Annotated in this window: 24 protein-coding genes and 1 other annotated feature; of the genes, 22 read left to right on the top strand and 2 right to left on the bottom strand. The window is 39.3% G+C overall.

Annotated features, from left to right (window positions below; genetic code table 11):
* The first annotated feature begins 6 nt into the window (after window positions 1–6).
* The 17 genes from IGI49_RS11640 (at window position 7) to IGI49_RS11560 (ending at window position 14329) form a co-directional block, all read left to right on the top strand.
* The gene (locus tag IGI49_RS11640; RefSeq protein WP_429964603.1) at window positions 7–621 is read left to right on the top strand and encodes a DUF1054 domain-containing protein; all 615 of its coding nucleotides are present in this window, start codon (window positions 7–9) and stop codon (window positions 619–621) included.
* Window positions 618–839 carry a DUF2829 domain-containing protein gene (locus tag IGI49_RS11635; protein ID WP_429964602.1) on the top strand — a complete coding sequence of 74 codons (222 nt, stop codon included), beginning with the start codon at window positions 618–620 and terminating at the stop codon, window positions 837–839. The genes IGI49_RS11640 and IGI49_RS11635 overlap by 4 nt, the downstream gene beginning before the upstream one ends.
* Window positions 836–1573 (top strand): 3-oxoacyl-ACP reductase, encoded by a 738-nt coding sequence (locus IGI49_RS11630; protein ID WP_429964601.1) that lies wholly within the window; start codon window positions 836–838, stop codon window positions 1571–1573. The genes IGI49_RS11635 and IGI49_RS11630 overlap by 4 nt, the downstream gene beginning before the upstream one ends.
* A 96-nt stretch (window positions 1574–1669) precedes the next feature.
* Window positions 1670–1899, top strand: a binding site (T-box leader).
* A 54-nt stretch (window positions 1900–1953) separates the two neighbouring features.
* Window positions 1954–2427: an S-ribosylhomocysteine lyase gene (locus tag IGI49_RS11625; RefSeq protein ID WP_429964600.1), complete on the top strand. Its 474-nt coding sequence runs from the start codon at window positions 1954–1956 to the stop codon at window positions 2425–2427.
* Window positions 2428–2682: 255 nt separating this feature from the next.
* A complete protein-coding gene (locus tag IGI49_RS11620; RefSeq protein ID WP_429964599.1) occupies window positions 2683–4155 on the top strand; it encodes a BglG family transcription antiterminator in 1473 nt (490 codons plus the stop codon).
* Complete coding sequence (locus IGI49_RS11615) at window positions 4155–4640, top strand: PTS sugar transporter subunit IIA (protein ID WP_429964598.1); 486 nt, start codon at window positions 4155–4157, stop codon at window positions 4638–4640. Before IGI49_RS11620 ends, IGI49_RS11615 begins: the two co-directional genes overlap by 1 nt.
* Window positions 4641–4768: 128 nt before the next feature.
* The gene (locus IGI49_RS11610; protein ID WP_429964597.1) at window positions 4769–5083 is read left to right on the top strand and encodes a PTS fructose transporter subunit IIB; all 315 of its coding nucleotides are present in this window, start codon (window positions 4769–4771) and stop codon (window positions 5081–5083) included.
* 19 nt (window positions 5084–5102) lie between these two features.
* Window positions 5103–6185, top strand: a complete 1083-nt coding sequence (locus IGI49_RS11605) for a PTS fructose transporter subunit IIC (RefSeq protein WP_429964596.1) — start codon at window positions 5103–5105, stop codon at window positions 6183–6185.
* An 18-nt stretch (window positions 6186–6203) separates the two neighbouring features.
* Window positions 6204–7058: a class II fructose-bisphosphate aldolase gene (locus IGI49_RS11600; RefSeq protein WP_429964595.1), complete on the top strand. Its 855-nt coding sequence runs from the start codon at window positions 6204–6206 to the stop codon at window positions 7056–7058.
* Window positions 7059–7073: 15 nt separating this feature from the next.
* Window positions 7074–7973 carry a ketose-bisphosphate aldolase gene (locus tag IGI49_RS11595; RefSeq protein ID WP_429964594.1) on the top strand — a complete coding sequence of 300 codons (900 nt, stop codon included), beginning with the start codon at window positions 7074–7076 and terminating at the stop codon, window positions 7971–7973.
* A gap of 540 nt (window positions 7974–8513) precedes the next feature.
* Window positions 8514–8699, top strand: coding sequence for a hypothetical protein (locus IGI49_RS11590; protein ID WP_429964593.1), 186 nt, complete (start codon window positions 8514–8516; stop codon window positions 8697–8699).
* 45 nt (window positions 8700–8744) lie between these two features.
* Window positions 8745–9347 carry a CPBP family intramembrane glutamic endopeptidase gene (locus IGI49_RS11585; protein WP_429964592.1) on the top strand — a complete coding sequence of 201 codons (603 nt, stop codon included), beginning with the start codon at window positions 8745–8747 and terminating at the stop codon, window positions 9345–9347.
* 459 nt (window positions 9348–9806) lie between these two features.
* The gene (locus IGI49_RS11580; protein ID WP_429964591.1) at window positions 9807–10577 is read left to right on the top strand and encodes a hypothetical protein; all 771 of its coding nucleotides are present in this window, start codon (window positions 9807–9809) and stop codon (window positions 10575–10577) included.
* A 121-nt stretch (window positions 10578–10698) separates the two neighbouring features.
* A complete protein-coding gene (locus IGI49_RS11575) occupies window positions 10699–11520 on the top strand; it encodes an efflux RND transporter periplasmic adaptor subunit (RefSeq protein WP_429964590.1) in 822 nt (273 codons plus the stop codon).
* Entirely contained in the window at window positions 11517–12203 is a 687-nt protein-coding gene (locus IGI49_RS11570; RefSeq protein WP_207701579.1) for an ABC transporter ATP-binding protein, read from the top strand. The genes IGI49_RS11575 and IGI49_RS11570 overlap by 4 nt, the downstream gene beginning before the upstream one ends.
* Window positions 12193–13407 (top strand): ABC transporter permease, encoded by a 1215-nt coding sequence (locus tag IGI49_RS11565; protein ID WP_429964589.1) that lies wholly within the window; start codon window positions 12193–12195, stop codon window positions 13405–13407. The genes IGI49_RS11570 and IGI49_RS11565 overlap by 11 nt, the downstream gene beginning before the upstream one ends.
* Window positions 13408–13543: 136 nt before the next feature.
* On the top strand, window positions 13544–14329 hold the full coding sequence (locus IGI49_RS11560; RefSeq protein WP_429964588.1) for an SAM-dependent methyltransferase: 786 nt from the start codon (window positions 13544–13546) through the stop codon (window positions 14327–14329).
* A 36-nt stretch (window positions 14330–14365) separates the two neighbouring features.
* Here IGI49_RS11560 and IGI49_RS11555 read toward each other — a convergent pair whose 3' ends face one another.
* On the bottom strand, window positions 14366–14908 hold the full coding sequence (locus IGI49_RS11555; RefSeq protein ID WP_207701576.1) for a biotin transporter BioY: 543 nt from the start codon (window positions 14906–14908) through the stop codon (window positions 14366–14368).
* A 503-nt stretch (window positions 14909–15411) separates the two neighbouring features.
* Window positions 15412–16023, bottom strand: a complete 612-nt coding sequence (gene rpsD / locus IGI49_RS11550; protein WP_429964587.1) for a 30S ribosomal protein S4 — start codon at window positions 16021–16023, stop codon at window positions 15412–15414.
* 377 nt (window positions 16024–16400) lie between these two features.
* Here rpsD and IGI49_RS11545 point away from each other — a divergent pair, with 377 nt between their 5' ends.
* The 5 genes from IGI49_RS11545 (at window position 16401) to mutS (ending at window position 23011) form a co-directional block, all read left to right on the top strand.
* Complete coding sequence (locus tag IGI49_RS11545; RefSeq protein ID WP_429964586.1) at window positions 16401–17180, top strand: Cof-type HAD-IIB family hydrolase; 780 nt, start codon at window positions 16401–16403, stop codon at window positions 17178–17180.
* Window positions 17181–17618: 438 nt separating this feature from the next.
* Window positions 17619–19115 carry a DUF805 domain-containing protein gene (locus tag IGI49_RS11540; RefSeq protein ID WP_429964585.1) on the top strand — a complete coding sequence of 499 codons (1497 nt, stop codon included), beginning with the start codon at window positions 17619–17621 and terminating at the stop codon, window positions 19113–19115.
* Between the two features lie 170 nt (window positions 19116–19285).
* Window positions 19286–20080, top strand: a complete 795-nt coding sequence (locus IGI49_RS11535; RefSeq protein WP_429964584.1) for a TIGR00282 family metallophosphoesterase — start codon at window positions 19286–19288, stop codon at window positions 20078–20080.
* Between the two features lie 13 nt (window positions 20081–20093).
* Entirely contained in the window at window positions 20094–20456 is a 363-nt protein-coding gene (locus IGI49_RS11530; RefSeq protein ID WP_207701609.1) for a YlbF family regulator, read from the top strand.
* Window positions 20456–23011: a DNA mismatch repair protein MutS gene (mutS, locus tag IGI49_RS11525; RefSeq protein WP_429964583.1), complete on the top strand. Its 2556-nt coding sequence runs from the start codon at window positions 20456–20458 to the stop codon at window positions 23009–23011. Before IGI49_RS11530 ends, mutS begins: the two co-directional genes overlap by 1 nt.
* Window positions 23012–23019 lie beyond the last annotated feature (8 nt).

Raw genomic sequence — 23019 nt, 5'->3', positions numbered from 1 at the left:
AAAAGCATGTTTAGTGAAGAGAGCTTCAAGGTATTTGAAATAGATGGCTTAGAGAATCGGATGACGGCGATTCGCTCTGAGATTCAACCCGTTTTTCAGGAGCTGAACGAATATTTTCAGGAGAAGTTATCCCCAATCGCTGGGGAAGAATTCTTTATCCACATTGCTCAGCACCGTCGACGAACGACCAATGCTCCAGAAAACACTTGGTCTGCTTTAAGTTGCAAAAAGCGCGGCTATAAAATGGAACCTCATTTTCAGCTGGGGATTTGGCCTGAGTATGTATTTATGTGGCTGTCGTGTATTGATCAGCCGAAGAATGAACAAGCGATTGCTGAAAAAATGTTGGATAATCTGCAACTATTCAGCGAGTTATCCTCAGATTTTAAAGTATCAGGGGATCATACGAAAGTCGAAGTTCAAGATCTGTCAACAGAAACAGTGGAAAAGCTGTTAATAAGATTCCGTGATGTGAAAAAGGGAGAATTCCAAATTGGCCGAATTATTTCAAAAGACAGTTCATTGTGGAAAAATCCCGCTAAAGCAAAAAGCTACATGTTAGAAACTTATCAACAAGTAATGCCAATCTATCAGGCAATTATTCAGGAGGCAGCAGAATGACATTTGAAGAAATTTTACCGCAGTTGAAAAAGGGCAAGAAAATTATTCGCAAAGGCTGGGGCGGGTTTGAGTTGTATGTGACCTTGGTCGAAGGCGAAAGGTATGAAGAGGCACCGGTAACCCCATATTTTTTGATCAAAACAGCCGATGAGGGCTTTTCCAGCTTTGCTCCAACTGTATGCGACATTTTGGCTGAGGACTGGGAGACTGTGGAATGATTCGCTATTCAGAATTCGCCGGCAAGGTCGTAGTAATTTCTGGGGCTGCTTCAGGGATTGGGCAAGCCCAAGCCAAGGCTTTTCTAGCACAGGGAGCAACAGTTGTCGGTTTAGATCGACAGCCAATGGAGGAAACTGCCGATTTTTTTCCTTATCAAGTAGACCTTAGTGAGAAAGCACAGGTGGAAAACACCGCCAAGAAAATTTTAAAAAGATATCCCCATGTGGATATTCTGATTAATACAGCGGGGATTTTAGATGACTATTTACCGACGTTATCCACACCAGAAGAATTGTGGATGAAGGTGTTTCAAACCAATGTCACTAGTATCTATCGGCTAACCAATTTGTTTTTACCACAAATGTTGGAACGTAAATCTGGAGTCATTGTGAATATGGCTTCGATTGCCGGACTGATTGCCGGAGGTGGTGGTGCGGCTTATACAATGGCTAAGCACGCAGTTGTAGGATACACGAAGCAGCTGGCCTTGGATTATGCACAGGAGGGTATCCGGGTAAATGCGCTGGCGCCAGGCGCAATCAAGACTCCGATGAATGCGGCTGATTTTGCAGGGGATGGCGCAATGGCTGAATGGGTGGCGAAGGAAACGCCGATGAAACGCTGGGCTGAACCGCAAGAAGTAGCAAATGCCGCATTATTTTTGGCTAGTGAAGGAGCAAGTTATCTACAGGGGATTGTTTTACCTGTGGATGGCGGATGGACACTTAAGTAAGTTGCTTTTTTTCGTTGGTAGCTTATCAAAAAAAGCTATAACAGATGCCGTTGACAGTCTATCAAGTTTGCCGTAAAGTATTCTTCAAGAGAAATAATCCTTCCATTGAAGAGAAGAGTAGTCTTGGAAAACGTTGTAGAGAGGTTCTGACTGGTGAAAAGAACCACGGAAACAAGATGAAGATGGTCTCTGAGGAAAAGTCGCCGATAGATAGGCGTCTTCGGTTTAGTCAATCGGTATTTTGACTGCCAATGACTATTTGTTGTTGGCGAAAGGAGAGCTTGGCTCTCGAAAAAAAGGTGGTACCACGTGCAATCGTCCTTTTATCAGTCGTAACTGGTAAAAGGACTTTTTTATTTAAGAAAATAGGAGGAATCAACATGGCAGAAGTAGAAAGTTTTACCCTGGATCACACGAAGGTAAAGGCACCCTATGTTCGATTAATTGCAGAGGAATCTGGGGCAAAGGGCGATGTGATCGCCAATTATGACCTGCGATTTTTGCAGCCAAATGAAAAAGAAATACCAACTGGAGCCATTCATACCTTGGAACATCTATTGGCTGATTTATTGCGAGACCGCTTAGACGGCATTATTGATATTTCACCATTTGGTTGCCGTACTGGCTTCCATCTAATTACTTGGGGCGTGCCAAGTTCCACTGAAGTAGCGAAAGCCTTAACGGATGTACTAACAACTATTGCCGATGAAACTAAATGGGAAGATGTCCAAGGTGTGGATATCGAGAGCTGTGGCAATTATCGCGACCATTCACTGTTTGGCGCAAAGGAATACGCGAAGCTGGTGTTAGCTGAGGGTATCAGTGATGATGCGTTTGAACGACATGTGGTGTAAATGAATAAAAATTATTCCCTAAAAGACTTGTCTTAACAAAGAAATTTTCTTTGTCTAAGACAAGTCTTTTTTTGTTCTGTAATTTGAAATTTCCTCATAGCAACATTGACATCCCTTGTTAACCATGGTTATTTTAAACACACAACTCTAATCACATTTGTAAGCGATTGCTTTCTTGTGTCCACTTAAATGGACATAAGAAAATGTTTGCGGTTCCAAAAAAAACTTATAGTAAAAGACAAGGAGGTTGACAATATGCAGCTAAGTAAACGAGAAACACAATTGATTGAGTTGTTTATCAAATATGGAATGACATTAACCGGTCAAGAATTAGCTGAGTTTGCCAATGTTTCGACCAAAACGATTTATCGTACCATCAAAAAAATCAATGAAGCTTCAGAAATTGGTGAAATTATTGTTTCAGAAGTTGGTAAAGGATTTCGTTTAGATTATGAAAAATATTTAAACGAAAGCGTCCAAAAGCGCAATGATAATCAGGCTCAGGGACCCAGAGAACGGCGAAATGCAATTTTATTAACACTGCTGTTTAAATCACCCCGCAAAGTGCTAATTCAAGAAATATTTTTTCCCTACTACGTAAGCGATACGGTCATAAGCAGCGATCTAACTCGTATCACAGAGTTTCTCAGAGAATACCAACTGAAACTAGTTAAGAAAGGGCAACGGATTGCGATTGAAGGAAATGAGAAAAATATCCGCAAAGTGGTCAATGGATTGCTGAGTACCAACACCTTATGGGATGCTGATTTTACAACTCAAAAGCATAAAATCAGCGCTTACGACATCAATTTTATCACCTCGCTGCTAGAATTTATTGAGAGTGAGTTGAAAAGCGGCATTGTTTATCCCTATAACATGAACATTTTTTCTCATATTTATATTCTGATCAAACGGGTGCGAGAAGGTGAGATTCGTGGCGATCAATCCTTTGAACTATTGGATAAAGAAGAAGAGAAACTGATTGAACGTCACCATGAATTGTATCGTTTATCAGAAAAAGTTATTAGTAAAATGAATGACTACTTGAATTTAGTTCTACCTGAAAGTGAGACTTTTTATCTCTTTCAATATTTAATTTCGTCGCGTATTGAAAATGAAGTAGTTAAGGTTACGTATAAATCGCAAACAGCACTGAAAATGACGGATTATTTTTCCAAGCGAATGAGTGAGCTGATGGGGATTCGTATCGACCAGCAGCCTAATCAGCAAGACCTCTACGAACATGTAGAGCCAATGCTGTATCGCTTAAAGAACGAGATTATTGTCAAAAATGATTTGTTGAATGATATTAAGCTGGAATACAGCGAAGTTTTTAACCAGGTGAAGCAGGTTAGCCAAGAAGTTCAAGAGATTTTTCAGGTTAATGAAATATCGGGAGACGAGATTGGCTTTCTAACTCTTTATTTTGTGAAATACAAAGAAATGATCCATGCTAAGAAACGAGTGCTGATCATGTGCAGCAGTGGTGTAGGAACATCTGAGCTTTTAAAGGTAAAGGTCCGCAAAGCCTTTCCTGAATTGGAAATTGTCGATGTATTGTCATTACGACAGTATCAAAAGAAGGCCCATGAATACCAGAACATTGATTTAGTATTAACCACGGTCCATTTAAATGCAGACATACAGGTACCAACTATTTTAGTGAATTCTGTATTTACCAAGCAGGACGAAAAACGAGTGAAGGAAATGTTAGGAGAGATTGACTAATGACAAAAAACATGATGGAAGATTTCAGTATCGCAGATGTAATTACTGAAGATTTAATTACTTTAGAAATGGCAGCGAAGGATAAAAGAGAGGCGATTATCGAGCTGACTGAACTATTAGCTGAAAAAGGAATTGTTACCGATGTGGCAGGATTTTCTGAAGATGTATTCAAACGTGAAACTGAAGGTATGACCGGTATTGGAAATGGAATTGCCATCCCTCATGGTAAGTCAGACAGTGTTCGTCAAACCTCATTGGTGGTAGGCAAAACCAAACAACCGATTGAATGGGAATCTTTGGATGAAGAGCCAGTTCAGGTGATTATCCTATTTGCAGTGAGGAATACCGATGCTAACACGATGCACATAAAATTGTTGCAAAAGGTAGCAATGTTGTTAGCAGATGAAGAATTTATTGAAAATATGATCTCCACAGAAACTAAGGATAAGATGCTGGAGTTGCTGTCCAAAGAACCAGAAGAATAGAAACAAAAGAACAGTCATCTTACTTGTAGCATCAAAGAGGAAATAGGAAAAACTCGAATAGTCAATAGGGAAATCTGATTATTATCTTTGGTTCTGCAAGTCGCTAATAAAAAGGAGGAATTTTTATTATGAAAATTGTTGGAGTAGCTGCTTGTACTTCGGGGATTGCCCATACGTACATTGCTAAGAAGAAATTGGAAACGGCCGCTAAGAGTTTAGGACACCAAATACACATCGAAACGCAAGGAACAATTGGAACGGAGGATGAACTGACTGCTCAGGAAATCAGAGAAGCTGATGTTGTAATTATTGCCGCTGATATCAAGATTGGAGGAAGAGATCGTTTTACCGGTAAAACGATTGTTGACATACCTACCAGCATGGTAATCAAAGCACCAAAAGGTTTGATTAACAAGATTGAAGAGGAAGTAATGAAGGCATAAAAATAAGGGGGACAAAAAAATGATGAAAAAGCTTCAACTAAAGAAACATGCGTTAACGGCAATTTCCTACATGTTGCCTGTCGTTGTCACAGCGGGGTTGTTGATTGCTATCGGGAATTTAACCGGTGGAGCGGTGATTGAAAACTACAAGACTGCTTATTCTGTACCTGATGCACTAGTTTCACTGGGGGTTTTAGGCATGGGTCTGCTGGCTCCGGTTATCTCAGGAGCGATTGCTTACTCCATCGCCGATCGTCCAGGAATTGGACCTGGATTGTTTATGGGATTAATTGCTAATTCCATTGGTGCTGGCTTCTTGGGTGGAATGTTAGGCGGTTACCTAGTTGGTTTCTTCGTACTGTTTTTGGTCAAAAATCTAAAGGTTCCAGTTTGGGCACAAGGTTTGATGCCAATGATGATTGTTCCGCTATTATCTACCTTAATTATCGGATTATTAATGTTCTTTGTCATTGGTGTACCAATTGTTTGGGCAACAGAAGCATTGACTGAATTCTTAGTTGGGTTACAAGGCTCTGGTAAATTTTTGTTTGGTTCTATTGTCGGTGGAATGGCTGCCTTTGACTTTGGGGGTCCAGTAAATAAAGTAGCTTCTTTATTTGCGGACGGTATGTTGCTGGAAGGTATTCAAGAGCCGGAAGCGGTGAAGGTGTTAGCTTCGATGGTACCGCCATTTGGTGTAACGATTTCTTGGGTCTTATCTCGAGTGTTCCGCAAACCAAAATATTCTAAAGAAGAACAAGACAATATAAAAATTGCCTTCCCAATGGGCTTATGTATGATCACTGAAGGGGTTATTCCTATTGCAGCGGTTGATCCAATTCGAGTAATTGTATCCTGTGTCGCTGGGGCAGCCATCGGCGGCGGACTAAGTATGAGCTGGGGTGTTGGCTCACCCGTTCCATCTGGTGGGGTATTCATTATTCCAGCTATGACTGATCCATTAAAATTTACCTTAGCGTTATTAATCGGTTCGGCGGTTACCGGTATCCTGCTGTTTGTCTTAAAGAAAGAGCCAGTCGAAACACGTGTAGTTGATGAAGAAGAGGAAGATGTTGATTTTTCTTCTATTAAATTAAGCTAAAAAAGGGGATCAAAACCTATGTATGTCTCAATGAAGGAAATGCTGCAAAAAGCCAATCGAGAGAAATATGCTGTTTTGGCTATTAATTGCTTCAATCTAGAAACAGCCAAAGCGGTGATTGAAGCCGCCGAAGAGCTGCATGCACCAATCATTATTGACCTGCTACAGGACCATTTGAAGGAGCATCTGGATCAGCGCTATTTGACACAGCCGATCATTCGTATGGCTAATAATGCCAAAGTAGAGGTAGCGATCAATTTGGATCATGGACAGGATGTTGCATTTGTGAAGCAATGTCTTCATGAAGGTTTTTCCAGTGTCATGATGGACGCTTCCATGTATCCATTAGATGAAAATATTCGCATTACCAAAGCGATAGTAGAATTGGCCGAGGTATACAATGCTAGTGTTGAAGCAGAGGTCGGCGATATGGGAGCTGTGGCCGGCGACCATTTTACCAATGATGAAATGTATACCAATCCTGACGAGGCCATTCGTTTTATTAAGGAAACGGGAGTGGATTGCCTTGCACTATCTTATGGCTCCAGCCACGGAAATTATCCGGAAGGCTACGTTCCAGAATTCCGTTTTGACATTGTTGATAAGATCAAATCTGCGACTAATCTGCCGCTGGTTCTTCATGGTGGTTCGGGTGCCGGCACCGAAAATATTTTGAAATCGATCGAACTGGGTATTAATAAAATCAATGTTGGTTCCGACTTTATGAAGGGACAACTGCAGGATGTTAGAGAGCAGCTGGCTAATAACCCAGAAATCGATTATCCAACCTTAGTCCATCATACGATGGCTGCCGGACAAGCAGTAGTTAAACAGTATATAGAACTTTCGGGTTCTAAAAATAAATCACTATAGAGGAGTCTATGCCAAATGTTAATCAATATGAATCAAATGCTGGAAATTGCTAAAGAGGAAAAATTTGCCGTCGGTGCCTTCAACGTTGCGGACAGCAACTTTTTGAGAGTTGTAATCGAAGCCGCTGAAGAAAATGATGCGCCAGCAATCATTGCGGTGCATCCTACTGAGTTGGATTTTACCAAAGATGAGTTTTTCCAGTATGCCGTATCACGAGCAAAAAATAGTTCCGTACCTTTTGTCATCCATATGGATCATGGCGATAGTTTAGCAAGTATTATGCGAGCTATTCACTGTGGTTTCAGCTCGGTTATGATTGACGGTTCGTTGCTGCCATTTGAAGAAAATATTACTATTACAAAAGAAGTTGTAGAGGTTTGTCACAAGATTGGTGTGTCCGTAGAGGGTGAACTAGGAACAATTGGTAATACTGGAACAACTATCGAAGGCGGCGTGTCTGAAGTCATTTACACTAAACCAGAAGATGCGGAAGAATTTATTGAAAAAACCGGGATTGATACTTTGGCTGTAGCAATCGGAACAGCTCATGGAATTTATCCGAAAGATATTAAGCCTAAGTTGAAAATGGATGTTTTAGAAGACATCAAAAATCGTGTAGATATTCCCTTAGTATTGCACGGTGGCTCAGCCAACCCAGATGAAGAGATTGCCAAAGCAGTGCAAATTGGCATACAAAAGGTCAATATCTCTTCTGATTATAAATATGCCTTCTACAAAAAATGTCGTGAAATTCTTTCGACTACGGAATTATGGGATGCAAATGCAATTTATCCAGAATGCATTGATGCAGCGAAAGCAGTCGTTAAACAAAAAATGGAATTGTTTAATTCAATTGGACAAGCCAAGGTGTACCGAGATAAAAATATTCAACCTTGGAGACAAGGCCAAGCATAAAAAACAAAGCCAAGGAGCAGTCCTTGGTTTTTTTGAGGGGATAAAAAATGATGAATGGCAGTATTTAACCTAACAAGTTTAGGTGTTTTGAAGTGACGTTATGAAATCATAGTAGCCTGGCTGACTACCGTAATGCAGTCTATGATGAATCGAGTAAGGAGCAGGTTAAGTGAATTAAAGTTGTATCTATATTAACGGTAGGGACTGGTGGCAATGTAAGAATTGAGCAAAAAGTTTTTAAAGGCAAGAGTCATCTAGAAATGAGTCCTTTTTTTGCTAAAAGATATGCGGAAGATACTTACTGACAAAAATTAATCAACAATTTTTGAGATATTGAATGGATACGTGATAATTAGGAAAGTTGAAGAATATATTGTAAAGTGGGGCATACTTGAAATGAGGGGATGAATGGGGCATTGCAGCTGGTGAAACAAGAGCTAGATTAACACTGCTGTTCTCATGTTTTTCCTGAAAATACAAAAGATGTAGACTTAAAAACATGCTACAATGAGAAATAGTAAAAAATGAAGGAGTGTACGAATGAAAATTTTAAAATCTATCGGTGCTATCCTTAGCGTTTTCATATTTTTTATTGGAGGCATGGTTTTTAGCAGTCTTGTTACAAGTGTTTTGGGAGACTTTAACGTGTTTATTCGCTACACGATTGGCTTGCTTGTACAGATTACTATCTGTATTTTAGGTATTTTTCTAGCAAGCAAAATCTAACGAGAATCGCTAAGTGATTATGGGATTGAGTGGAGAAAAAGTGATATGCCTAAGTTGTTACTAGGTTTAGCAATTGGGATTATCGCTTTTCTGATTGTATGTGCTCCGCTATATTTAACCGGCGCCTATTCATTGAAAACTGGCAGTTACTCCACTAAAGATATTGCTTTGGATTTTCTGATGTTTATCGCGGTTGGCTTTTCAGAAGAATTTTTGTGTCGGGGCTTTCTACTGCACCGTTTCCTGCGATTTGGTCCTTTTAAGGCACTGGCTTTATCAGCTGCGATTTTTTCTTTGTTGCATTTAGCTAATCCAGGAGTTACCGTATTGTCATTGCTTAATATTTTTCTGGCAGGTATTTTTATGGGGGCAACGATGTTTGCGACTAACAGCATCTATACGGCTGTAGGTGTTCATATTACGTGGAACTGGGTACAAGGAGCCATCATGGGAATTCCAGTCAGCGGGACTACCAGTGATGGGTATTTCGTAACAAACATTGTTAGCAATAATACCTTAATAACCGGTGGTGTATTTGGAGCAGAAGGATCACTTTCTTGTACGATTATTTTAACGCTTTTGAGCCTGTTGCTGTTAGGCTATGCTCAAAGAGCCAACAAGCTGAAATATTTTCAACCAGCAATGTAAAGGAAAACATCAAACCGGCTCGCAGATAAGATTTCTGCGGGTTTTTATTATGAAATTCGATAGTAGAAATTAGGGACCTGTTTTCCCTAGATAGTAAAACATTTCTCGGTTAAAAAGTTCAGCTAACGATGCAATTCGCTATTGATTTCCTCTAGCTATAATTGTTTCTCCTATTTTGTAATTTTGCAGAAAGGTAATGATTTTTTTGTTTTTATCACAAGCTTCGCGATTGCCTCGGCAATAAAGTTGAATCTGGATTTTCTCAACAGCTGAAGCAGTTATTGACTGTCTTATAGAAAAAAGCTAAATCCGATGCTTTTTACTAGTTTGCAAGCTTTTCTACAGCAAGGGGGGTAAGAATTACAAAAATGGTAGTCACTTTTCATAGGTTAAATCAATCATTCCCATCTTATTTTATGCTAGAATAGCGTGAATCAATTGTATTGTAAAGGAGCTATTATGACCTATAAACGAATCAAACCGATTGGAGCCTACTGTCCAAACTGTCAACGTCGATTAGACATTCTCTTGAGCAATAACAGACAAAGCAATCTCTGTCTCTGTTTTCGTTGCCAGACAGTTTACGAAATAAATGACTCTACTTTGCAAAAATTAATAGTCAGCAAACAAGTTTCGAAATCTGAAAAACAGCAGCTTATGAACGTGATACAAACTTTACCAGAAAAATATCAGTATAAAGGCCAAGGTAGTCAGTTACGAAAAACGGATGCAGGATTTCAACGGAGCTGGCTCAGCTTAGCAGCTTATGAGCAGCAATTTGGCGAACCGTTAGGCTACAACCATTGTGATTTGCGGAAATCTTCTAATAGCTGCAAATGGTGTGGATCGGATTTGCCTAAGGGACGTCGTTCTTTCTGCAAAGACAGCTGTTCCCGTAATTATTCTAAGACCACGTTCACCAAGCGGCATATGGCTAGCCTCCCCTATAGAATTGCCTGTCGTGACCGCTTTTATTGTCAGATTAGTGGTGAAGATCTTGCACAAAATAATCGCTATAACCAGCGCATTCCAGCTAGTAACGGAAATTTGGCGATTCATCATTTAATATTTGTGTCAGAAAACGGAACGGATTATGAACAGAATTTGTTGACTCTTTCGGCAGAGGTCCACCGAGACTATCATGCTGGCGATACAGTAATCGCCGCAAAGATTCATGAAATTCGAGATCAACGATCAAGAGAATATTCAGCAAAAATGTTTTTTAGCTAGATAGTTAAGCAAAATAAATGCCTCCTCCTAAAGTCCTACAAAAATCTTATACTTGCGCATGACGCATGGAATCACATTTCATCTTACAATTTTCTTAACAGAAAATTAGAGGAGGATAAGAATGAAGAAACTATTGATTGGATTAGGTGTTGTTTTATTAGCAGGGAGCAGTTTCTTTTTGTATCAAAGTACGCAAGCAAAGGCCAATGAAGATACTAAATATGTTGAACTGTACAAGGTAGAAAAACAAACACCTCTACATTTAAAAGGTCAAGTTCAGCCAACAAAAAAACAAACAGTGCTGATTGCGGAAGATAAAGGGAAAGTTCGTACTATTCACGTCAATGAAGGGGATCACGTCTTGAAAGGAACAATTTTGGTGACTTACGAATGGGGCGAACAAATCCGAGCAGCATATGATTCTGTTGTCACTTCTATTAATGAAGATGCTAAAAATGATCCTCAGCAATCTTTGATGGTTTTAAAAAGCGAAGAATCAGCTATCAAGGGAACAGTTACCGAATACGATAAGGAAAAAGTTGCTTTGAATGAGCCAATTGAAATTCAATGTACTAACAATGATCGTATTGTAACTGGACGCGTGACGAATATTGCTGAAATTAACAATGAACCTTCTGATGAAACGACTACTTCAATTGTAACTTATAACTTCTCGGCAGTTCCCGATGAAACGATTCCAGTGGGTTATTCAGTAGAATTGCTGATTCCGAGAAATGAATTGCATTTACCAATAAAAAGTGTTGTTGAAAAAGATGGTAGTTACCGTGTTTATAGTGTGAAAGATGGTAAGGCAGTAGAGAAATCAATTACAGCGGTCAAGGGAAATGGTTATTATATTTTGCAATCAGGGATCAATGTCGACGAAAAAATTGTTAAGGATGCAACCAACATCAAGGATGGGATGGATGTGACTGTTCAATGATTGTCATGAAGGATATCAACAAATTTTACACGGCTGACCAAGAAAAAATCCACGTATTAAAAAACATCTCTTTAACGATTGATGAACACGAATTTGTCGCTGTTATGGGTCCATCTGGCTCAGGTAAGTCCACTTTGATTAACACTATCAGCTTTTTAGATGGTGATTTTGAAGGAAGTTATACTTTTAATGACGAAAATGCCTATCGCTACAAAGATGAACGATTATCAGCCTTACGAAATAAGTCGGTAGGTTTCGTTTTTCAGGCTTTTCAACTAATTGAAAACAATACAGTTATGGAAAATGTCGCCTTGCCTCTATTATACGGTGGGATGAAATCACGACAAACTAAGCCACTGGTAATGGAGGCGTTGAAAAAAGTCGGGATTGCGGATAAATACAATAAATTACCAAAGCAGCTTTCAGGAGGTCAACAGCAGCGAGTAGCGATTGCCCGTGCGATTGTCGGCAATCCGAAATTTATTGTTGCGGACGAACCGACGGGTGCTTTAGACAGCCATACTTCTGAAGAAATTATGCACTTATTTAAACATCTGAATGAAGAGGAAAAAGTAACAATCTTAATGGTAACTCACGATCCAGATGCCGCAGCTTACTGTCAGCGAGTGATTACTGTAAAAGACGGCGAAATTTTGGAAGAGGGTGTGGCCCATGCGGTTTAGCGAAGTATGGAAAACCTCATTGAAAGCCATTGGTAAAAATAAACGTCGCAGCTTTTTAACAATGATCGGTTTGGTCATCGGCGTCTCAGCTGTAATTACTGTCTTTTCAATTGGGCGAGCTTTTGAAAATTATGCTTCTGAATTTATTGGATTGGATCAATTTGACGGCAGTGTGGGGCTAACCTTTAGTCCAACTGATGAAGCTTTTGCCGCAAATCATCTAGACGGATTCACAGAGGAAGATATCACTCGTATTGAAGCGTTACCCGGTGTAGAGAATGCAACATATTACACGGGGCAGCGAAATGGAGTGAAATATGGTGAACAGACAATTGATGATGCAGTGAATGACAAACGCTGGAGCTGTTTCAAGTTGTTGAAGGATCAAGGAACAGCGGTTCTCTATGGGCGAGCGATTCAAGCTAGCGACGACATTAATGAAAATTCCGTAGTAGTAATTGATGAAGTAGCTGCTGAAGCGATTAATCAAGAAGAGCCAGCTGCCTTAATTGGTCAGTCTGTTCAAATTGGTGGACATCTATTTGAAGTAGTAGGAATCATGCCGGAACGAGAGAGCAATGGTATTATCTCAACTGAAGAAGACAACGTGGTGGCAGAAATACCAGAAAATGTGTATCAAAAATACTTTGATATAGAAGATCGATCGATGGTACAGGTTAAAATGACCCCTGCTGCTAATGTAGAAACGGTGACCAAAGAGACAGAAACAATGTTGAAAAAGTACGGATCACAAAAGGATTTAGGCAGCTATACTAGTCAGGATTTAGCCGGACAGGTAGACACATTGCGTACGTTGCTAACGAGTATCACTTTACTAATTTCAGTGGTCGGCGGGATATCGCTCTTCATTTCCGGTATCGGAGTGATGAACATGATTTATATCTCCGTTTCAGAACGGACCAAAGAAATTGGCGTTCGACGAGCGATGGGGAGCACAAAAGGCAATATTATGATGCAATTTTTATTAGAAGGGATTTCTTTAACTTTAATTGGCGGAACGATTGGGTATCTATTAGGAATGGTATTTTCTTACTTAATCAGCTTGTTCACGCCGTTAAGTGTTCAGCCAGATTTATTTACTGTTTTATTGGCCTTTGGTTTGTCAGTGATAATTGGGATTATTTTCAGTTGGCTTCCAGCGAAAAGCGCTGCCAGCAAAGATATTGTTTCCTTGTTGCGTTAAATGTAAGAAACCGATAAGCTGTACTAAAAATAAAAAAGGAAGGTGAAGTGGATGTTTTGTCGAGCCCCCAACTAACCAGCAGCTCGTGATCCTCCAGCAATAATTTCAAAAAAATAAAAAATTGGAGGAAAAACAAATGAAAGAACAGGATGTAGACGAAAAATTAGCCAGCTCGTTAACTGCTGAAACAACTGATCTCTTGCCTTATCTAGGCTATTTATTGCAGGATTTATGGGAGTTGGGCAGTGTTCCGGGCATCATGCAAGCCTTAATCGAAGAGAATATTAGAACCACACCTCAAACAAAAGTTATTGACCTCGGCTGTGGCAAAGGTGCAGTAGCGATTACTTTAGCTGAGGCCTTGAATCTTCAGGTAAAGGGGATTGACTTGTTGCCGGAGTTTGTTAAGGATGCGAAAGAGAAAGCAGCAGAGTATCAAGTAGCTGACCGCTGTGAATTCACTGTGGGCGATTTAAATGAAGTAGTGAAGAATGAGCGAGACTACGACATAGCTGTCTTTGGTGCTGTTGGTGATGTACTCGGTGAACCATTAGTCATGCTTCAACAATTAAAAAGAGTGATTAAGGATCAAGGCTTTCTTTTGATTGACGACGGATATTCAGTTGGAAATGCTGAAAATATTCGTTACCAAAACTACGAATACCTGACTTTAGTCCAATGGAAAGAGACATTCCGACAGGCAGGATTCAAGGTGGTAGCCATGCAGGTTGTTGATACAGATAATGAAAAAGAAATGAATGATCGCAACAATCGGTCCATTCGAAAACGTGCCGAAGAACTGAGCTGGAAATTACCTGAGAAGCGAAAACTTTTCATGTCCTATGTCCAAAGTCAGGAGAATGAAACAGAAGATATTGCAACAGATGTCGTAGGAGCTACATGGCTGCTGCAGGCAGAGTAGAAAAATGGGATACGGCCTATTATAGCCGTATCCTATTTATTTGGAGTAAGAAAATGAGCGAGGTAGCCGTTGAGAAATCAGGTGGCCTAAGTATCCGGCTGCCACAGCCTTAATTAATCCTGGAATCAAGAAAGGAATCATTCCTACAGAGAAAGCACTAGGCCAAGACATGCTGGCACCAAATTTTAGCCATAAGGCCCCGAAAAATAAGGTGACGAAAGCTCCTAAAATATTCGCTAAAATTGACCAGAAATAATTGGAAGAAGTCTTTTCAATCATCCATCCAGTAATCAATCCATTAAAAATGAATCCAACTAAAAAGCCGCCAGTAGGACCAAAAACTACCCCAATTCCAGCGCTGCCCCCAGCAAAAACCGGCAGCCCAATGAAACCCATCAACAAATAAATTAGAATAGCTAAGGTTCCTGTTTTCTTCCCCAATATTGTGACTACAAAACCGACTGCAAAAGTTTGCAAGGTTAAGGGGATCGGACCAAACGGAATGGTAAATTGTGATAATACTCCAATGGCAGCAGCGAACATTCCAGCTAAAACCATTTCACGACTAGATAATTTCATTATATACCTTCTTTCGTTAACTTGTAATCTTATTATGGTTAACGAAAGTATACCGAGGGTTCGGCAAAATGTAAAGGAAAAATTTGGTACAATTGAAAAAAAGAATTGTCGTGGAAAATCAACCGGTTAAAATCAGTAAGTATTTAAACACAATTGGTGTAATGTATGTTCAAAACTGAAGGAACAATTATCAGAAAATTGTGCTTGAAAATATTTTAAATAAACTCACTGGTAAAAGCTGAGAACATGCAATGAGGGATAATCTCTTTCAAAACTTTGCGATGTTGGAGAAAGTTAAAATGATGAGTACAATGGTATATGGATTAATTCATAACGAGGCTTTAGCAGAACAGATAGAGTTAGTCAGTATTTATCTAGGGGTACCGTAGACCGCTACACAGCAAATCACAATGAAGAAATAGCATTAACAGAAAAGAGTTGATTTTTTTAGAAAATAAAAAAGCTCAAAACCCACAAAGAGTTTTGAGCAAACTGTAAAAATCTTACAGTAATTTGTTGTAGTATTCAACGACTAGAGCTTCGTCGATATCTGGGTTCAATTCGTCACGTTCTGGTAAACGAGTTAATGAACCTTCTAATTTTTCATCATCAAAGCTTACGAAAGATGGACGGCCTAAAGCTGATTCAACAGCAGCCTTAACAGTAACCATGTTGCGAGATTTTTCACGGATAGAGATTACTTGACCAACTTCTACTTCGTATGAAGGGATGTCAACACGTTTGCCATCAACCATTACGTGGCCGTGGTTAACTAATTGACGAGCTTGGCGACGAGTTGAAGCCAAACCTAAACGATAAACAACATTGTCCAAACGACGTTCTAGTAAGATCATGAAGTTAACACCGTGTTTACCTTCTTTGATTTTGCTAGCGCGTACGAACATGTTACGGAATTGACGTTCATTTAACCCATAAGTGAAACGTAGTTTTTGTTTTTCAGCCATTTGCAAGCCGTATTCAGATTTTTTTCCACGGCTGTTTGGTCCATGTTGACCTGGTGCATATGGGCGACGTGCTAATTCTTTGCCTGTTCCTGATAGAGAAATACCAAGACGACGAGATTGTTTCCATGATGGTCCTGTATAACGAGACATTTAAAAATTCCTCCAATAAATTATATTTGGAGTAAAATAATCCGTTGAAAAATTCACATCCGTGTAGTTCGTTCTTCAATCTTCACCTTTGCAGCCGCGGTTACGCAATTGAACCTATTTAAGGCAACGAACTGGTGACGGGCTATTATTTTTCTGCTGCATTATTTTACACAAAATTCAGTATAACTGATTTTAATAAGGTAAGTCAAGTCAGAATTAAGGCGTTATCCCTAAGTATCTTTTTAAAATTCCGTAACAATTTTAGGTTTTCATTGCTTTTTCACCAAATTACTTTGCATATTTCACAAACTTTCACTAGAATAGGCATACATGCGTAGTTACTAATAGAAGGCAAATACATAATATGGAGAAGTGGAATGGAAAGAAAACTAATTGCACTAGACATTGATGGTACATTGTTAAACAGTCAAAGAAAACCGTTGGAAAGCACGATGAGGGCGTTAAAAACTCTTCGTAAAGCAGGACACTTGGTTATTATAGCAACTGGGCGTTCACGTTTATTGGCTGGAGAGGTAATTCATCAGCTGGGCTGTACCAACTACATCGTATGCAATGGATCAGCTGCATTTTTAGATCATGAGCAGATTTACAGGCACCTTTTGGATCGTGAAGCATTAGTTCGATTAATCGAATTTGCTAAAGAACGCAAGAAAGATATTTCTTTGTTTAGTTTAGATTCAATTGGTCGAGTGACAGATTTTGATGTCCCATTAGTTGCAGACGCTATGAGTTCTTTCGGTGGTATGATGCCTAATTTCTCACCAAATTTTTTGAGTCGCCATGAAGTTTATCAAGGCTGTGCCTTTTTTGACACTACAATGGATGAGGAATTTTCAACAGCTTTTCCAGAATTTCGCTTTGTTCGTTGGCACTCAAACAGTGTAGATATCGTTCCACGTTACGGGTCTAAAGCACAAACTATTTCAGCCTTAGCTCAAAAAGTAGGTATTAAAGCTGAAAATGTAATCACTTTTGGTGACGGGAATAACGATGTTGAAATGTTGCGTTTAGCAGGTACCGGTGTTGCAATGGGGAATGCAGCTGCTCACGTACAGAAAGCAGCGAATCTTGTAACAGATACAAATGATCATGATGGTATTTACAACGCTTTACGAAAATTAGAATTGGTACACTAAAAAAAATAGGTTAGACCGGCTGATGGCCGGTTTTTTTTTTGCATTTTATTTAAATAAGTGTTATTTAAAACGTTCTTTGTCTATAAAAGCTTGTAAAAAAAACTCATAGCTGATAGCATATTAAGTGTGTTTATAAAAGGTTTTTCTAATAATGTCTTTATTCTTTTTAATCTATCTGAGTTTAATTTTATTGTTATTATATACAATAGATTAAAAATGTGTTTTTGGTTTTGGGCAGCAAAAACGATTTCTTAATTTTGATTAGAATAATGAGAAAAAGATTACAAACGATAGTTGCTATGGAACGATAAAAGCCTCTTTTGCTACTTAGAAGATGGCTAAACAGTTGCAGTGCTACCATTTTTAACTAAAGCAGCTATTTTTGTTATACGGATAAAGAGCAAGTTAAACGAGTGCAATCAAGAAAGGGTGAGAAAAATGCGTAAAATAAACCAAAAACCAGGTCAAGTGAATTTTATCCGAGCGCTAATGGATTATTTCCAGGGATATGCTGATTTTAAAGGGCATTCTACCAGAGCAGGGTATTGGTGGGTGAAGCTAGTAATCGGATTTTTCCATCTGATTTTTTTCGCGATTCTATTTCAAGCTGATATTCCAGTCATGTGGGATGCAGCAATGCTTTTTAGATACGGCTATCTCGATCAAAGGACACTTAACAAAGAAATCCTAACCTCGCTTTTACGTGTACTGCCGATTATTGTATTTTACTGTTTAATCTGGCTGGGGTTATTCCTGCCCTCGATGGCATTGTTGTGCCGCAGGATGCGAGATGTGGGACTGAGGGGACGAGGATTTGCTGCCTATTATATAACGATTGTTTTGTTATTGGTTTTGCAATACGCACTGCATCTTCAAAAAACAATCATTGGAATGTCCTCACAAGGAGAACTGATTATCGGTCTTTGTATGCTACTTAACGGCTGTTTAACTTTAATTTTGATTGTCTTTACATTACTACCAACCAATCAGTTAGCAACTGCTAGCAACAACTCAGCAGCACGCTTTTTCTTTAGGGAAAAGCGTGCTAAACCGGATAATATCAGTTTGGAGAAAATAGCAAAAAAAAAATCAGTAAAGCAGGTGGAACCAATAAAACCAGAAGAGTCATTGAAAAAAATGGAGTTAGAAAAAAAAGTAAAACCGAAAACTCAATTTCATTCTGCCCAAAAGAAAAAAACGGCGGAAGGTTCGGGTATTCGAACTAAAAAGAAATCGGGAGTACTAGTTGAAATATCAAGGAGATTGGAAATGGGGCGCTATTTAAATGCAGCATTTTATGCTATTTTCTTTTGTTTGAGTGCTATTTTTTTAGGAATTGGTTTTGGAGGAATGGATGATATCAGTGCGGATATCTGTTTTTTCGTAGCCTTGATAACCTATGCGAGTGCTTTACTGCTGTTTCTGCTGCAATTAGTGTTAAATATTGTAGGTAGTTTCCGGTCTTTTCAAATTTCGACAGAGCAGATTGTTTTATTTTGCGCTTGTCTAGGCTTAGTATCCATGTATATTGGTAACGCGACATTTTCATTGATCATTACTCTAGTCGTTTTATTTTTGGATAAGAAAACGTATCAAATGCTTTTGAAAAGTAACATTACTAGAAATTTCGAATACACTTTATCATTTTTCAAATTGATCTGGATAACATTCTACGGAGCAATGTATGCAGTAGGTGAGTTCCACACAGCTATTTACGGATTTGGTGCAAAATGTATGAGTCAACTTTATACTTCACCGTTTTTTGCAGACCTTGCAAGCAATTTATTTCCAACGTTATGCACTTTTGTTCTATGGCCTGTATTACTCTTAGTTCTGCATTTTGTAGTATCCGTTACGGTACAATCCAATAAAAAGCACACAACCAACCGGAAAATCGATGAACGAATTACTTTAACAGAAACAAATGTAGAATAAGTGAAGGAGCTAGAATTCTATTATAGGGTTCTAGTTCTTCTTTTTTAAGACTGAACTATCTTTCGAAAATTAGAAATAAAATATCGGTTCTGTATGTCAAGATAGATTCGCAATTCTGCAAAAAAACTACTATAATAGTACAAGATGTTAACTAGAGAAGGGGAAAAAGTGTGCGGTTATTATTTGTAGGGGATGTTGTTGGCTCGTTAGGTCGAAAGATGATCAGTGATTATTTGCCGCGGTTAAAAAAGAAATATCATCCGCAATTGACCATTGTTAACGGTGAAAATGCAGCTGCTGGTCGCGGGATTACTGAGAAGATTTATAAAGGCTTTTTGCAAGATGGTGTAGACATTGTCACGATGGGCAATCATACCTGGGACAATAAAGCAATCTTTGATTTTATTCAAGATGCAAAAAAAATGGTGCGGCCAGCGAATTTTCCAGAAGGAACTGCAGGACAAGGAATGGTCTTCGTCAAAATAAATAATGAAGAAATTGCGATCATTAATTTGCAGGCTCGTTCATTTATGGTAGATTTGGATGATCCATTCCGCAAGGCTGACCAGCTGATTGCTGAGGCTCGATTACGTACACCGTTTATTTTTGTTGATTTTCATGGGGAAACAACCAGTGAAAAACAAGCCATGGGGTGGTATTTAGATGGTCGGGTATCAGCGGTTGTGGGGACTCACACTCATGTTCAAACCAATGACTCGCGCATTTTGCCTAAGGGGACTGCTTATTTGACTGATGTAGGTATGACCGGCCCCTACGATGGTATCTTAGGAATGAGAAAAGAGCCTGTGATGGAGAAATTCTTAACAGCTTTGCCGCAGCGTTTTGAAGTAATAGAAAGTGGACGTTCACTGCTGTCTGCTTGTGTAATCGATCTGGACAAACAAGGATTAGCCCAAAAGATTGAAGCAGTTCAGATTAGTGAGGATCGTCCGTTTCGTGAATAAGGAGTGATTCACCATTTTAGAAAACGAAACTGAAATTAAAAAAGAATTAAACAATGTAACAGAGCTCTTAGCTGAAAACGACGTGATTCAACGCTATCAGACGATTAAAGGTCGGATAGACGAGAATACGTCTTTACATACGTTACAAGAAGAAATTCAGCAAGCACAAAAGGATGCTGTGCAGTTTGCTCATTATGGCAAACCACTTGCTGAAAAAGAAGCGTTGAAAAAGGCAGATACCTTAACTAATCAGTTAAATCAGCATCCGTTAGTAACAGCTTATCGTGAACAATTAGGAGAAGCAAATGATCTATTGCATCATCTAACATCAATGATTCAAACCGAAATTAATCAAGCACTAGAGGAGGAACAATGATGCCTCAGAAAACCAAAAACACCCCTATGATGGAGCAATATTTAGCCATCAAGAATCAATATAAAGATGCTTTCTTATTTTATCGCTTAGGCGATTTTTATGAATTGTTTTACGAAGACGCGGTTCAGGTAGCTCAGTTATTAGAGCTGACCTTAACAAGTCGTAATCGCAATGCGGATGATCCAATCCCAATGTGTGGGGTTCCGCATCACTCGGCTCAAGGCTATATCGATACTCTGGTGGAACAAGGCTACAAGGTTGCGATTTGTGAACAGATGGAAGATCCTAAAGAAGCCAAAGGTATGGTGAAACGAGAAGTAGTTCAACTAATTACACCAGGAACTTTGATGGAAGGCAAGGGAATTGATGCTAAGGCCAATAACTTCTTAACAGCTGTTGTTCAATCCGGACAACAATTTGGTTTTGCCTACGCCGATCTTTCAACCGGGGAGTTAAAAACTGCTCTGCTTCAGGATGAAGAGGCAGTGATGAATGAAGCTACAGCTTTGCAAACCAAAGAATTGATTTTAGGAAGTGAAATTCCTTCCGAACTGCAAAAGAATTTAGGTGAACGTTTAGGGTTAGTCTTCTCAATCCAAGAAACAATTGAAGACAATGCGGAGTTTAGTTTTTTAACAACTGACATTGAGCACCCTTTAGAAAGAGAAGCAACAGGTAAACTGTTAACTTATTTAGCAGTCACGCAAAAACGTAGCTTAGGACATATTCAAAAGGCTGAAGAATACCAGCCGGAGCATTTCTTAAAGCTGGATTATTTTTCGAAAACCAACTTGGAGCTGACTCGTTCTATTCGAACCGGAAAAAAACAAGGAACTTTACTATGGTTGCTGGATGAAACTAAAACCGCAATGGGTGGCCGGTTATTAAAGCAATGGATTGATCGTCCACTGATCCAAAAGCGACAAATCCAGGCTCGCCAAAGAATGGTTTCTTCTTTGCTGAACGCCTACTTTGAGCGAATGGATTTGAATGAAACTTTGACGAGAGTCTATGATCTGGAGCGTTTGGCTGGCCGAGTTGCCTTTGGGAATGTCAACGGTCGTGACTTAATCCAACTGAAAACGTCACTGGCTCAGGTTCCGCGCATTCGGGAACTGCTGCAAGGAATCAATCAAGGGGAATGGAACGATCTATTAGTTGACATGGAACCCATGAACGACCTTGTTGAATTAATTGATTTAGCAATTAATGAAGATGCTCCGCTGCAAATAACAGAAGGTAACGTTATTAAAGATGGTTACAATGAACAGCTGGATGAATACCGCGAAGCGATGAGGAACGGGAAGACTTGGCTGGCAGAGTTAGAAGCAAGAGAACGAGCAGCAACCGGCATTAAGACTTTGAAGGTTGGCTATAATCGTGTATTTGGATATTATATAGAAATTACTAAAGCGAACTTGGCGAATTTGGAAGAAGGCAAGTACGAGCGTAAACAAACCTTAACTAATGCGGAACGCTTTGTCACTCCAGAATTAAAAAAATTAGAAACTTTGATTTTGGAGGCAGAAGAAAAATCGGTCGCTCTAGAGTACAACCTATTTCTTTCTGTACGGGATGAAGTGAAGAAAGCTATCACTCGATTGCAGAAGCTGGCAAAAAGCTTAAGTTCCACAGATGTACTGCAGAGTTTTGCCACAGTCAGTGAACGCTATCAATACATCCAACCCGAGATTAAAGCTAATAGTCATGATCTGCAAATCAAAGAAGGTCGACATCCAGTTGTGGAGAAGGTTTTAGGACATCAGGAATATATTCCTAATAGTGTTCACATGAATTCAGATGAAATGATTTTGTTAATTACTGGGCCTAATATGTCAGGAAAAAGCACTTACATGCGTCAATTAGCTTTAATGGTTATTATGACTCAAATGGGATGCTTTGTGCCGGCTGAAAGTGCTGAAATGCCGGTTTTTGATCAAATCTTTACCCGGATAGGTGCTAGTGATGATTTAATTGCGGGACAATCTACTTTTATGGTAGAAATGATGGAAGCCAACCAAGCCCTGCGCCACGCGACACCAAACAGCTTAATTCTCTTTGATGAATTAGGACGAGGAACAGCTACTTATGATGGAATGGCCTTAGCTCAAGCGATTATTGAATACATTCATAAAACCGTAAAAGCTAAAACTCTATTCTCCACTCACTATCATGAGTTAACAGTGTTGGAAGAACAGTTGCCAGAACTTAAAAATGTTCATGTTGGTGCTGTTGAGCAAAATGGCGAAGTGGTCTTTTTGCATAAATTAATGGACGGTCCAGCAGATAAAAGTTATGGGATTCATGTAGCGAAGATTGCGGGTATGCCAACGGATTTACTTTCACGAGCAGCTACTATTCTAACCGCACTAGAATCAGATAGTCCGGCACCTCAGGCTGAAATAGTCAAAGAAGATAATGAGCAATTGTCCTTGTTTAATGAAGTTTCAACAGCCGAGTTAGGAGTAATTGATCGTTTGAAGAAAATCAATTTACTAGAAATGACTCCAATGGATGCACTAAACTTGTTATATGAGTTGCAAAAATATATTTAATTAACGAG

It is taken from the genome of Enterococcus sp. AZ071, assembly GCF_050499065.1.
Classification (GTDB): Bacteria; Bacillota; Bacilli; order Lactobacillales; family Enterococcaceae; genus Enterococcus_A; species Enterococcus_A ferrettii.
This window is presented reverse-complemented; position numbering and strand designations above follow the sequence as displayed.

Bases quoted from the DNA above. Each gene is read 5' to 3' on its own strand.
- IGI49_RS11640 (WP_429964603.1), top strand. From the start codon at position 7: ATGTTTAGTGAAGAGAGCTTCAAGGTATTTGAAATAGATGGCTTAGAG.
- IGI49_RS11635 (WP_429964602.1), top strand. From the start codon at position 618: ATGACATTTGAAGAAATTTTACCGCAGTTGAAAAAGGGCAAGAAAATT.
- IGI49_RS11630 (WP_429964601.1), top strand. From the start codon at position 836: ATGATTCGCTATTCAGAATTCGCCGGCAAGGTCGTAGTAATTTCTGGG.
- IGI49_RS11625 (WP_429964600.1), top strand. From the start codon at position 1,954: ATGGCAGAAGTAGAAAGTTTTACCCTGGATCACACGAAGGTAAAGGCA.
- IGI49_RS11620 (WP_429964599.1), top strand. From the start codon at position 2,683: ATGCAGCTAAGTAAACGAGAAACACAATTGATTGAGTTGTTTATCAAA.
- IGI49_RS11615 (WP_429964598.1), top strand. From the start codon at position 4,155: ATGACAAAAAACATGATGGAAGATTTCAGTATCGCAGATGTAATTACT.
- IGI49_RS11610 (WP_429964597.1), top strand. From the start codon at position 4,769: ATGAAAATTGTTGGAGTAGCTGCTTGTACTTCGGGGATTGCCCATACG.
- IGI49_RS11605 (WP_429964596.1), top strand. From the start codon at position 5,103: ATGATGAAAAAGCTTCAACTAAAGAAACATGCGTTAACGGCAATTTCC.
- IGI49_RS11600 (WP_429964595.1), top strand. From the start codon at position 6,204: ATGTATGTCTCAATGAAGGAAATGCTGCAAAAAGCCAATCGAGAGAAA.
- IGI49_RS11595 (WP_429964594.1), top strand. From the start codon at position 7,074: ATGTTAATCAATATGAATCAAATGCTGGAAATTGCTAAAGAGGAAAAA.
- IGI49_RS11590 (WP_429964593.1), top strand. From the start codon at position 8,514: ATGAAAATTTTAAAATCTATCGGTGCTATCCTTAGCGTTTTCATATTT.
- IGI49_RS11585 (WP_429964592.1), top strand. From the start codon at position 8,745: ATGCCTAAGTTGTTACTAGGTTTAGCAATTGGGATTATCGCTTTTCTG.
- IGI49_RS11580 (WP_429964591.1), top strand. From the start codon at position 9,807: ATGACCTATAAACGAATCAAACCGATTGGAGCCTACTGTCCAAACTGT.
- IGI49_RS11575 (WP_429964590.1), top strand. From the start codon at position 10,699: ATGAAGAAACTATTGATTGGATTAGGTGTTGTTTTATTAGCAGGGAGC.
- IGI49_RS11570 (WP_207701579.1), top strand. From the start codon at position 11,517: ATGATTGTCATGAAGGATATCAACAAATTTTACACGGCTGACCAAGAA.
- IGI49_RS11565 (WP_429964589.1), top strand. From the start codon at position 12,193: ATGCGGTTTAGCGAAGTATGGAAAACCTCATTGAAAGCCATTGGTAAA.
- IGI49_RS11560 (WP_429964588.1), top strand. From the start codon at position 13,544: ATGAAAGAACAGGATGTAGACGAAAAATTAGCCAGCTCGTTAACTGCT.
- IGI49_RS11555 (WP_207701576.1), bottom strand. From the start codon at position 14,908: ATGAAATTATCTAGTCGTGAAATGGTTTTAGCTGGAATGTTCGCTGCT.
- rpsD (WP_429964587.1), bottom strand. From the start codon at position 16,023: ATGTCTCGTTATACAGGACCATCATGGAAACAATCTCGTCGTCTTGGT.
- IGI49_RS11545 (WP_429964586.1), top strand. From the start codon at position 16,401: ATGGAAAGAAAACTAATTGCACTAGACATTGATGGTACATTGTTAAAC.
- IGI49_RS11540 (WP_429964585.1), top strand. From the start codon at position 17,619: ATGCGTAAAATAAACCAAAAACCAGGTCAAGTGAATTTTATCCGAGCG.
- mutS (WP_429964583.1), top strand. From the start codon at position 20,456: ATGCCTCAGAAAACCAAAAACACCCCTATGATGGAGCAATATTTAGCC.